We start from the raw sequence: 11,203 nt of genomic DNA, 5'->3' as shown, positions 1-11,203 counted from the left end.
CTCGACTTGCATGTATTAGGCACGCCGCCAGCGTTCGTCCTGAGCCAGGATCAAACTCTCCATAAAAAGAAATTTGATTAGCTCAAATTGTTTTGCTGGCATCATGTTTGATGTCCAAAATTTTGTTCTGTTCACTAACTCTAGGTTAGTTACTTAAAACTTTATTGATTACGTTTTGCTTGTTCAGTTTTCAAGGTTCATGTTGTTATCTCGTATCGACAACTTCTTATATCATACGACATAAAAATTTGATTGTCAACAAGTTTTTAAAAAGTTTTTTTGGAGCGGGTGATGAGAATCGAACTCACGACATCAGCTTGGAAGGCTGAGGTTTTACCATTAAACTACACCCGCAAGGAATAATATTTATTTAAATGGCGCGCCCGACAGGAGTCGAACCCATAACCTTCTGATCCGTAGTCAGACGCTCTATCCAATTGAGCTACGGGCGCATATATAAAAAAATGACTTGGTGCGGCCGAGAGGACTTGAACCTCCACGGGGTTGCCCCCACTAGGCCCTCAACCTAGCGCGTCTGCCGTTCCGCCACGACCGCATTCAATTAGCGACTTTTTTATTATATAATAATAATCGTAAAAGTCAACCTTTCTTCTTAAAGAGATGAGCCATGAAGGACTCGAACCTTCGACCCTCTGATTAAAAGTCAGATGCTCTACCAACTGAGCTAATGGCTCAAACTAAGAAATGAATGGCTGGGGTACTAGGATTCGAACCTAGGCATGACGGAATCAAAATCCGTTGCCTTACCGCTTGGCTATACCCCAATAAGTGGCGGTCCCGACCGGGATCGAACCGGCGATCTCCTGCGTGACAGGCAGGCATGTTAACCGCTACACCACGGGACCAATGTTACTATATTTTTATAAAAAAACTATAAAATGACCCCTACGGGATTCGAACCCGTGTTACCGCCGTGAAAGGGCGGTGTCTTAACCACTTGACCAAGGGGCCATGGCTCCGAAGGCAGGACTCGAACCTGCGACAACCTGATTAACAGTCAGGTGCTACTACCAACTGAGCTACTTCGGAATAATCCATATGTTTTGTCGTCGTTATCTTGTCGACTTTTACTATTATAGGGATATATCAAGTAAACGTCAACCCTTTTTATTAAGTTTTTTTATTCCACTAATTTTAAGCGACCTAAACACTTACTACAGCAGTATTTCTCTACATTCATTCGAATTTTTCTTACATATATATGTTGGCATTTTACACATCTATATGTATAGAGACGACGTTGCTTTTTCCGAGAAGTTTTTGCTGTTTGCAATGCTGAGCAAAATCGAGGTGCCCCTACTTTTTTTAATAGCTCCCGAAAATCTTTGTCTCGATGCTGATATCCCTTACCTTCTAAATGTAAATGATAATGACATAATTCGTGGCGAACTATACCCTCCAATTCGTTAATACCATATAACTCATACGCTTTAGGATTAATTTCTATATTGTGCGATTGCAAAAGATAACGTCCACCCGTTGAACGTAATCTTGGATTAAAATATGCTTGATGCATAAATGGCTTCTGGAAACTTTCTAATGATATTCTACTGATAAGACCTTGTAGTTCCTCATTGTTCATAGCTAGTTCACCTCTAACAACAAGAATACCACACTGCGTAGTATAGACAGTGTGGTATTAATTTATTACACTTCCATCGTTTGAATTTTAGGAGGAAGCATCGTTAAAGCGATACGCCCTTTATTGACATCTATTTGTTCTACCCAAACCGTTACAATATCTCCTAATGCAACAACTTCTAATGGGTGTTTAATACGTCTTTTTTGCAATTTAGAAATATGCACGAGCCCGTCCTGTTTTACTCCAATATCTACAAATGCTCCGAAATCAACTACGTTTCTCACTGTACCTTGCAATTCCATCCCAACTTGTAAATCTTCCATTTTTAATACATCCGTTTTCAGTAGTGGTTGAGGGAATGCATCACGTGGATCGCGACTAGGTTTCATTAATGTATCTACAATATCTTGAATTGTGACTGCTCCAATACCTAAAATCTCGCTTAAATTTTGTACACCTAGGGATGCAATAGATTCCTCTGCCTTCTGCGTCCCAATCTCTTTTTTATCAATTTGCGCTACCTCTAAAATCCGCTCTGCTACACTATAGCTTTCAGGGTGAATACCCGTCGCATCGAATGCATTTTTTGCTTCTGGAACACGTAAAAAACCAATTGCTTGTTCATACGTTTTGGCACCAAGTCGTGGAATTTTCTTTAGTTGAGCACGTGTCGTAAATTGTCCATTCTCTTCTCGAACCTTCACAATATTCTCCGCAACCGTTTTCGATAATCCAGAAACGTATTGTAGTAGTGAAGCTGAAGCTGTATTAACATCAACGCCAACTTGGTTAACCGCGGTTTCTACTATAAATGTTAAGGACTCTGTCAATTTCTTTTGAGAGACATCATGTTGATACTGACCTACTCCAACTGCTTTTGGCTCAATTTTCACTAACTCCGACAACGGATCTTGCAGGCGACGTGCAATAGAAACCGCACTACGTTGCTCTACTTGTAAATCCGGAAATTCTGCACGAGCAATTTCAGAGGCTGAATAAACAGATGCCCCCGCTTCATTGACAATAACATAGGCTACATCAGTTTCAAGCTCATTCAATACATCTGCAATAAATTGTTCTGTTTCGCGTGAGGCAGTACCATTACCGATAGCAATTATAGTAATTGGATATTTTGCCAAAATTCCTTTCACAATTGCTTTTGATTTTGCTACATCAGGTTTTGGAGGATGTGGATAAACGGCTGTTACCTCTAACATTTTCCCTGTTTCATCTACAACAGCTAACTTACAGCCTGTACGGTAGGCTGGATCAACACCCAATACATACTTCCCTTTCATCGGAGGCTGTAATAAAAGATTGCGTAAATTCTCAGAGAAAATATGGATAGCCTGCGCCTCTGCCTTCTCTGTAAGTTCATTTCGTAACTCTCTTTCAATAGAAGGCTGAATTAGACGCTTATACGAATCCTCAATTGCTAGCTTCACTTCAGCGATTGCTGGTGAGGAACCTGTAGCAGGAATCCATTCCTTCCACATAATCATCAATACTCGATCTACTGGTACATGAATTGCCACCTTTAATATTTCTTCTTTCTCACCACGATTAACAGCTAATATACGGTGTGGGACGATGCGATTTACAGGCTCTTCGTATTCGTAATACATTTCGAAAACGTTTTTTTCGTCTGCCTCTGCGTTTTTCACACTTGTTACGAGTACTCCATCTTTCCAAGAATACGAACGAATTTTTTCACGAATTGCTGCGTCATCAGCAAAACGCTCTGCTAATATATCTCGTGCCCCAGCTAATGCATCCTCTACACTAGCAACTTTCTCTTCATCTACGAAAGCCATCGCTAATTGTTCTAATGCATCACTACGATATTCTAAAAGAAGATCTGCAAGTGGTTCTAACCCTTTTTCTTTCGCTATTGTCGCCTTAGTTCGGCGTTTTTGTTTATAAGGTCTATATAAATCCTCTACACGCTGTAAAACAGTTGCTACTCGAATAGCTTGTTCTAATTCAGGAGTTAGTTTATTTTGTTCCTGGATTAATCGTATAACCTCTTCTTTACGTTGCTCAAGCTGCTGTATGTAGTGATAGCGATCCTCTACAGCTTTAATCTGTACCTCATCAAGGGACCCAGTAGCTTCTTTTCGATATCGTGCGATGAATGGCACGGTATTTCCTTCTTCTAATAATTTTATAACAGCCTCGACTTGACCTGGCTTGATAGCTACATCTTTTGCAATGAGCTGTAACATTTGCTTTTGTTCCACATCATCACTACCTTTTTTATTTTCATTTTACCATTACACTTTACTAAAAATGCAAAAAAATAGTCTACTCTGAAAGTAGAGTAAACTATTTTAACAGGTGTATTGAATAACCATCATTATTCACCCTAATTTGAAGGCTCTGATTTCCGCTACGGGCTACTCGCTTTCCTGCGGGAGTCGAGTAGCCCGTAGCTACAATCAGTTAAAAATGGAAATATATCAACAAAATAGTAACGGAAAAATCCATTTATCGCTCAATAAAAAACTATTTTTTCTCTATTCAACACGCCTGCTATTTTAATAAGTAAGAAGCTTTTATTACTTTAGGATATTTAACTTAATGGCACTCAACTCCTCATCAAAAATTTAGAGCGAAACGCCATCACTTGCTAGGATAGCCTCCTGTAATTTCTTTATTGCCTTCCTTTGTATTCTAGATACATGCATTTGAGAAATCCCTAATCGCTCTCCAACCTCATTTTGAGTGAGTTGCTCTAAATATGTAAGCTGAATTATTTGTTTCTCTCTCTCATTTAAAACACTTATTGCATCAGAAATCACCATTCTTTTGTTAGTCATTTCATAGCCGTCATCTTCTTCACCCATAATATCAAATAACGTTACTGGGCTTCCGTCAGAATCTGATTCTATTGATCGATCCATAGAAAGAGCATGGTAACTACGGCTCATCTCCATAGCCTCTAATACTTCTTCCTCCTGCACCTCTAATTGATCCGCGATTTCCATAATAGATGGAGAACGCTGCAACTCAATTGTCAACGTTTCCACGGTTGTTTTAATTCGCGGTCCTAACTCTTTTATCCGTCTTGGTACGTGAACATCCCATGTTTTATCGCGTAAAAAGCGCTTGATTTCTCCCACAATCGTTGGCACAGCGAATGCCTCAAAACTTCGACCAACATTAAGGTCAAAACGTTTTATTGCACCTAGCAACCCTAGCATACCTACTTGAGCAATATCATCACTATATAATTTACTATTCGAATATTTGCGTGCAATCGACTCAACTAAATATTGATAATGAATCACTAAATTTGTTTGCGCTTCATCATCTTCTGTTGACTGATATAATGCAATCCATTTCAATACATCTTCCCTGGATGAAGATTTATGTAATGATTCTTTCGACATTTTTTTCCACCTGCTCTCTAGCGACATATTTTGTCATGAAAACAGTTACGCCACCATCGTTATTTATCATCACCTCATCCATCAAAGTTTCCATTAAATACAGTCCTAAACCACCTTCACGTAGTCCCGCAATACTCTCTTCAGGGTGATACGGACCAATTTTCGACTTTATCTCCTCAAAATTAAAACTATTGCCATAATCCGCAATCATCATTTCTATTTTATTTTCATACAAAGCGCAACCAATAACGATTTCGCCTTCTTCATCATCCTTATAGGCATGATGTACAACGTTCGTTACCGCTTCACTTGCTGCAATTTTTAAGTCCTCGATATCATCATAATTAAATCCGATACGACTAGCTAAACCAGAAACTGTTAATCGAATCACGCTGACAAATTGCGGTTTTGCAGGAACCCTTATCTCAATATAATCAAATTCCTTCATTTTCGTAGTTCCACCTTTTTATCAGTCTCAATATCCATTAAGTCGCTTAAACCAGTAATTTCAAATAATCTTTGTAGTCTATTCGATAAACCGACAAGTTTAACTTTACCATTTTCACGTAATGCTCTTTTATAAAAGGCCACAAAAATCCCCAGACCTGTACTATCCATATAATTCACTTTTGATAAATTCAGCTCTATTTCTAGTCCTTCCGTAATCTTCACTGCTTCTAATTCCTCCCTTAGCCTTGAAGCAGTAAAAGTATCTATTTCACCCTCAACAAATCCGTATAATTTATTATCCATTTCTTTAAAATGTATCATCATATCCATTACAACACACCTCCACCATATTTGTGAGACTATTCTTCTTTTCCCTTAATTACAAAAAAATAAACTTAAATATTTAATTTTTTATAATGACTACCGTAAAATCATCTGATAGTTTAAAATCCAGTATTTTTTCAATTTGCTTATAAAGTATATTACATAGTTGCTGCGCTGATACATGCTTATTCTCCACTATCAATGATGTAATAATCTCACGTGAATTCAAATCCTCCCTCGATCTGAACTCAGTAACACCATCTGTCATCATTACTACGATATCTTTATCTTCTAAAAAAATTTCATTGTACGAATATTTTGATTCAGACAACACACCTAACAATAGTCCTTTCGCTTCCAGAGAGAAAAATTTACCCTGTTTAGCGCTATAATGCAGCGCTGGCTCATGACCTGCAGAGGCATATGAAAAAATACTGTTTTGTATATCCAAGCAACCGTAAAACATAGAGACAAACATACTGTCATCTACACCTTTTTCAATTACTCGATTGATGACTTCTAATACATACGAAGGATCTTTATAAGCGTATTCTAGTGTTTCAAGACCATACTTCACCATTGACATACATAATGCAGCTGGAACGCCTTTACCAACAACGTCTGTCACAGCGACGCTTAAATAATCCTCTCGATCATGCAAAAAATGCACATAGTCTCCATTCATCTTACGAAACGGAATCGATATCATTCCTATATCAATACTCGATAGTTGTGGTACGACTGTTTTAAGTAATGTTTTTTGAATGTTTGTAGCAATTTTCATTTCCATTTCATACTCCGCTTGTATTTGTAGCAGACTTTGATGCTCTCTATGCGCCATTCCGTAATGCACCATTACTTCAATAAGAAAATCATATGCGGGCTGATCTTCACCCACTCTATCCGGAAAGATCTTTCCAACTGCATTTTTATGAATATTTACAACATCTTCAGGCGAAATATTCTTTTGGATTAATTGACGAGTGAAATTTTGAGCAATATACAAATTCTTTTCGCTTTGATCGAACATGTAATCCGACAAAATCTTCTCATATTGAGATTCTAATTGTTTCAATATTTTCACATCCTAACGCAATCGTTTTTCAGCCCTTATCGTCGTACCTTCTCCAACAACCGATTGTATAACCATACTGTCCATTAATCTATTAACGCCTGGTAAGCCTGCACCGAGCCCTCCTGAAGTGGAGTAGCCATCCTCTATCACTTGCCGAACATCTTTTATTCCTGGACCTTGATCCGTTGCAATAACAACTATTTTCTTCTCAACGTCCGTCTCAACTTTTTCAACTTCAATGACGCCTACCCTTGCATATAAATAAATATTTCGAGCTAACTCACTAATAGCTGTGGTGATTCGAGCCTGATCAACAATGCCAAATCCAAGTGCCTTTGCTTCATCACGCCCCAGTTGTCTTGCTGCAACTATATCCCACTCAGTAATAATTTCAACCGAAGACTTAAATGTCACTGTTGTTCCCCCAATTCCTTTCGGAGTTTTACTCTTACACTTTCATTCGACCTACTTGATTATTTTTTATTTCAGGCTCTTTACCAAAAAAATGTACGTGATTACACATTCCACTCTACGCTTTATGAGGGCGTACCTCCCTCGCTCCATGTGTTTTTATATCAGTTAATTTTTTTAATCAAGAATAGATTTTAGTATTCATCCATAAAATTCTATGTATTTTTCCTTAAACCTCTCGGAAAATTTTTCAAAAATCTATTCTAGATATAAATCTTTGCTTCATCTTTAATCTATTAATACCATTTTTGAAAAGTAAATTCAATTTATGGTAAAAAACTATTTAAGCAACAAAAAAAGCATCGAGATGAAAAATCATCCCGATACCTCTATACACATATGTATATCAAAATTTAACAAGCCCTAAACTAATCATCAATGCACCATCAACTTTCTCCATCACAGCGTGATCAAGTTGCGTAATACGATCAGTCAATCTTGACTTATCAATCGTTCGCACTTGCTCAAGCAGAATAACCGAATCACGTTCAAAACCATACTTTTCAGCATTGATTTCAACGTGCGTCGGTAACTTTGCTTTTTGAATCTGTGCAGTAATAGCTGCGATGATGACAGTCGGACTAAATCGATTGCCAATATCATTTTGAATAATTAGCACCGGTCTAGTTCCCCCTTGCTCGGACCCAACTACCGGCGATAAATCTGCAAAAAAAACGTCACCACGTTTTACATTCAAAGTGTCATCCCCCGCTAACGAGACGCTCCACCGTATGTTGTGCTTCATATTCTGCATGCAAGCATTCACTTGCAATCTTCAGATTAATATGAGACATTTCAACATATCCTTTCATCATAGCTTCCCGTATTTGATTTGGTTGCTCCTGCATTAAAACTTTGCGCGACAAAATACGCGCCAAAGATTCACTTTCAATTACTTCCTTTGTTTGTAGAAATAGTCTGTCTTGAACAGCAATTGTAGCTTCTCTTAACCTTTTTTCGTACACAGCAAGCACCTCCAACGGAACCATCCACTTTTTCATTACTACCCATTCTACCATTGAAAGATATTGTTGAAAAGACACGAAATGACACAATATCTTACAATTTAAAGTCCAAGTTGTAATAATATGTTGGTTGTCGAAGGTATATGCCGATACATCCACCTTGCAATATATCACCAATTGTGAATTGCTCAGCTTTTTAGTATTAACATTTTCTCCAGTAGTAGTTCATTTACCAAGTTTTTTTAAAGCATTTGTATAGTATTCATTTGTTTAAAGTAGAACATTGACATTACTTAAGAACACCTATACAAATTCTTTTCCTCTATGGAGAAGAAACTTCTTCTCAGGTGAGGCTAAAGTCAAATGTATAATCTAGGAACTCTTGCTGTAATAATGCATGGTACTTCATAATTAATGGTTTCAAGCTTTCTTGCCCATTCATTCATTGAAATAACATCCTGTCCTTGACGACCAATGAGTGTTACTTTCTCACCTATAGCATATGCTTTCGGCAAGGCAACCATACATTGGTCCATACAAATTCGTCCAACAATCGGCATTCTTTGTCCATCAATTAATACTTCTTGTCCACCTAGTTTGCGAATTACTCCATCAGCATAGCCTACTGGTATTGTTCCTATCCACATATCAGAAGGGGCTACAAATGCAGCTCCGTAGCCAACTGATTCACCTGCTAGTAAATGTTTCACATGTACTAGCTCACTCTCGAGTGAAAACGCCGGCTGTAACGGAAATGGTAAAACACCTTCTACATAAGGAGATGGCGCTAATCCATACATTGAAATACCATATCTAACAGCGTCAAATTGTAAATGCGCATTTTTCACTAAGGATGTAGCCGTGTTTGATGCATGAACAAGTCTAGGCTTTTCAGGCAATACAGTTACACATTTCTCAAAAAAATGTGCCTGGCTATCGAAATATGATTTATCCTCTTCATCTGCTGTCGCAAAGTGTGTAAATATCCCATCAACTTCAGCATTCACCGTATTTTGTATTGTTCGATAAAGATCCAATAATTCATGCTCGGAACGAACGCCAATTCTACCCATTCCGCTATCTACTTTTATATGTAGTCGTAAAGGATTTTCTTCATTAGCTATGAGCGGAGCAGCTTGTTGTACCCATTCATTTGCAAATGCCGTAAGAATTATGCGCTGCTTTGCAGCATATGGTACAAACGAAACAGGTGAGGCACCCAATATAAGTATGTCTGGTTCTTCAAAATGTGCTCGAATATGTAATGCTTCGTCAGGTGTTGCAACAGCAAGCATTGTTGCGCCGGCCTCAAGTGCTGCTTTTGCAACTGCTACATCTCCATGACCGTATGCATTTGCCTTTACTACAGCAATAATTTGAACATTAGGTTGAAGTAGCTTTTTTAAATTTTTCACGTTTTGTTGGATTGCGTGTAAGTCTACAATTGCTTTGGTTGGTCTAAAATACTGCTGTATCTTCATTAGAATACCCTCTTTATTTTTTATTAAAACATTATGTATTGCTTTAATTTCTTTTTATCTATTGTACCCAAGTTATTCTATATTAGACTTTTTTTCTACATAACCTCTATCGTATAATATATGGCTTAACATTTTCTAAACAGTTACTATTCATCAAAACTACACTATTTACTTAGCAAGCTACAGCTTTCTTCCTGCAGAAAGCTGTAGCTTGAAGCATTACTTCATACTACTTATCGTCATAGAAGCTGCAACTTCTACCATTTCTTCACGAGTCAATTTACTTGACGCTACAAAGAATGCGACGCCATCTTTTTCCCAGCTAATAGATGTATCTGTAATAGCCCCAATCGTAAAGCCTAAATCAACTGGATCGCCAGGAGTTGATACCGGTAACATAGCATTTCCTTTCATAGCTGGTTGTTGCATTACCGTGAATGCCTTTTCACCTTCGAATGTTAAGATGACACGTTCCATTCCACCATCTTGAATAACTTGCTCCTCCACCATCTTCGCCCAATTCACAACAGGGTAATGTGTTTGGAACTCTTTATATTCGACTTCAGCACCTACTGCCTCTTTTCCTTCTTTTTCATCTTTTTCATCTTTACCTTCGTTGTTGTCTGTGCTCTCTTTGTTCTCTTTGCTGTCTTTGCTATCTTTTGCTGGTGGTGCAGCTTGTTCACCTTTTGTTTCATCTTTTTCCGTAAATTGCTCAACCGCATACTCTTTGGCTGCGTGTTGGACACCTAATTTTATATTTTTAAATGAGATACGAATTTGCTCTTCTTTTACATCATTCATAATTACTACGGAAGTTGGTAGCATTGTTTTCTTATCAACTGTTATAACTTGATGAGGCATACTATTTTTATAGCTATTTCTAGTAGCCGCTTCAAATATATATGCTTTGTCTTCCTCTTTCATGACTAAATTTTTATCTTCAGCTAAATCTTCTGCTAGTGCCCCTATTAAATAAGCCTGACTATTTTTCTTTGGCCAATCACTTTGGAATTTATACATTTTGTTTAAAGTAGGTGTGACTACAAAAACTCCATCTGCATTTCGCACAATCATTTGTGAAACATCTTTCCCACTTTCTACTACTTCTACTCGATAGAAATCAGGTTTCGTATGCCAAACTGTTACATCATATTTTCTCGGCTCCCCACCAGATTTAATCTCCATCGTAGCGTTCAACTCATAACCATTTGTCTCTGCCCATTTTCCATTTACTTTCTTCAACACTTTTTCCTGTGAGGTTGCACCACATGCCGATAAAAGTAATATCGTACAAAGTAAGACGAGCCATTTAACTATACGGTTGCCCACGCTTTCACCCTTTCTTCTTTCAAATCCACTACGACAATATATGAACCGTATTTGTCAGTTATGTCTTTTGAAGAAAAGGTAATATATTTATCAGAAGATTATTTACTTTT

Annotated in this window: 11 protein-coding genes, 8 tRNA genes and 1 rRNA gene; all 20 read right to left on the bottom strand. The window is 37.7% G+C overall.

Translation table 11 applies throughout. The features are described 5' to 3' along the window. A 16S ribosomal RNA gene (locus BFJ97_RS22060) occupies positions 1 to 66 on the bottom strand; the annotation flags it as partial. Between the two features lie 214 nt (positions 67 to 280). Next, positions 281 to 354, bottom strand: a tRNA-Gly gene (locus BFJ97_RS22055). A 21-nt stretch (positions 355 to 375) separates the two neighbouring features. Next, positions 376 to 452, bottom strand: a tRNA-Arg gene (locus BFJ97_RS22050). 18 nt (positions 453 to 470) lie between these two features. Then, positions 471 to 556: transfer RNA gene (locus BFJ97_RS22045), tRNA-Leu, on the bottom strand. Between the two features lie 66 nt (positions 557 to 622). Continuing rightward, a tRNA-Lys gene (locus BFJ97_RS22040) sits at positions 623 to 695 on the bottom strand. Between the two features lie 15 nt (positions 696 to 710). Beyond that, a tRNA-Gln gene (locus BFJ97_RS22035) sits at positions 711 to 785 on the bottom strand. 5 nt (positions 786 to 790) lie between these two features. Then, positions 791 to 866: transfer RNA gene (locus BFJ97_RS22030), tRNA-Asp, on the bottom strand. Between the two features lie 34 nt (positions 867 to 900). Continuing rightward, positions 901 to 972: transfer RNA gene (locus BFJ97_RS22025), tRNA-Glu, on the bottom strand. A gap of 1 nt (position 973) precedes the next feature. Then, positions 974 to 1,050 (bottom strand) — tRNA-Asn (locus BFJ97_RS22020). Between the two features lie 91 nt (positions 1,051 to 1,141). Next, positions 1,142 to 1,603 carry a SprT family protein gene (locus BFJ97_RS22015; RefSeq protein WP_068986763.1) on the bottom strand — a complete coding sequence of 154 codons (462 nt, stop codon included), beginning with the start codon at positions 1,601 to 1,603 and terminating at the stop codon, positions 1,142 to 1,144. Positions 1,604 to 1,668: 65 nt separating this feature from the next. Continuing rightward, positions 1,669 to 3,843: a Tex family protein gene (locus tag BFJ97_RS22010; RefSeq protein WP_068986762.1), complete on the bottom strand. Its 2,175-nt coding sequence runs from the start codon at positions 3,841 to 3,843 to the stop codon at positions 1,669 to 1,671. A gap of 366 nt (positions 3,844 to 4,209) precedes the next feature. Continuing rightward, positions 4,210 to 4,995: an RNA polymerase sigma factor SigB gene (sigB, locus tag BFJ97_RS22005; protein ID WP_068986761.1), complete on the bottom strand. Its 786-nt coding sequence runs from the start codon at positions 4,993 to 4,995 to the stop codon at positions 4,210 to 4,212. Next, positions 4,973 to 5,443 carry an anti-sigma B factor RsbW gene (gene rsbW, locus BFJ97_RS22000; protein ID WP_068986760.1) on the bottom strand — a complete coding sequence of 157 codons (471 nt, stop codon included), beginning with the start codon at positions 5,441 to 5,443 and terminating at the stop codon, positions 4,973 to 4,975. The genes sigB and rsbW overlap by 23 nt, the downstream gene beginning before the upstream one ends. Beyond that, on the bottom strand, positions 5,440 to 5,775 hold the full coding sequence (locus tag BFJ97_RS21995) for an STAS domain-containing protein (RefSeq protein WP_068986759.1): 336 nt from the start codon (positions 5,773 to 5,775) through the stop codon (positions 5,440 to 5,442). Before BFJ97_RS21995 ends, rsbW begins: the two co-directional genes overlap by 4 nt. A gap of 73 nt (positions 5,776 to 5,848) precedes the next feature. Next, positions 5,849 to 6,844, bottom strand: a complete 996-nt coding sequence (locus BFJ97_RS21990; protein WP_083227127.1) for a PP2C family protein-serine/threonine phosphatase — start codon at positions 6,842 to 6,844, stop codon at positions 5,849 to 5,851. Between the two features lie 12 nt (positions 6,845 to 6,856). Further along, a complete protein-coding gene (locus tag BFJ97_RS21985) occupies positions 6,857 to 7,258 on the bottom strand; it encodes an anti-sigma regulatory factor (protein ID WP_068986758.1) in 402 nt (133 codons plus the stop codon). A 403-nt stretch (positions 7,259 to 7,661) separates the two neighbouring features. Beyond that, a complete protein-coding gene (locus BFJ97_RS21980; protein ID WP_008177055.1) occupies positions 7,662 to 8,012 on the bottom strand; it encodes a type II toxin-antitoxin system PemK/MazF family toxin in 351 nt (116 codons plus the stop codon). 4 nt (positions 8,013 to 8,016) lie between these two features. Next, positions 8,017 to 8,304 (bottom strand): hypothetical protein, encoded by a 288-nt coding sequence (locus BFJ97_RS21975; RefSeq protein ID WP_068986764.1) that lies wholly within the window; start codon positions 8,302 to 8,304, stop codon positions 8,017 to 8,019. A 335-nt stretch (positions 8,305 to 8,639) separates the two neighbouring features. Beyond that, entirely contained in the window at positions 8,640 to 9,761 is a 1,122-nt protein-coding gene (gene alr / locus BFJ97_RS21970; protein WP_068986757.1) for an alanine racemase, read from the bottom strand. Between the two features lie 219 nt (positions 9,762 to 9,980). Next, the gene (locus tag BFJ97_RS21965) at positions 9,981 to 11,093 is read right to left on the bottom strand and encodes a LolA family protein (protein ID WP_068986756.1); all 1,113 of its coding nucleotides are present in this window, start codon (positions 11,091 to 11,093) and stop codon (positions 9,981 to 9,983) included. Positions 11,094 to 11,203 lie beyond the last annotated feature (110 nt).

The sequence above is a fragment of the Lysinibacillus xylanilyticus genome (assembly GCF_001708185.1).
Classification (GTDB): domain Bacteria; phylum Bacillota; class Bacilli; order Bacillales_A; family Planococcaceae; genus Lysinibacillus; species Lysinibacillus xylanilyticus_A.
This window is presented reverse-complemented; position numbering and strand designations above follow the sequence as displayed.

Coding starts and splice junctions, on each gene's coding strand:
- BFJ97_RS21975 (WP_068986764.1), bottom strand. CDS start 8,304: ATGGTTCCGTTGGAGGTGCTTGCTGTGTACGAAAAAAGGTTAAGAGAA.
- rsbW (WP_068986760.1), bottom strand. CDS start 5,443: ATGAAGGAATTTGATTATATTGAGATAAGGGTTCCTGCAAAACCGCAA.
- sigB (WP_068986761.1), bottom strand. CDS start 4,995: ATGTCGAAAGAATCATTACATAAATCTTCATCCAGGGAAGATGTATTG.
- BFJ97_RS22015 (WP_068986763.1), bottom strand. CDS start 1,603: ATGAACAATGAGGAACTACAAGGTCTTATCAGTAGAATATCATTAGAA.
- alr (WP_068986757.1), bottom strand. CDS start 9,761: ATGAAGATACAGCAGTATTTTAGACCAACCAAAGCAATTGTAGACTTA.
- BFJ97_RS21995 (WP_068986759.1), bottom strand. CDS start 5,775: ATGGATATGATGATACATTTTAAAGAAATGGATAATAAATTATACGGA.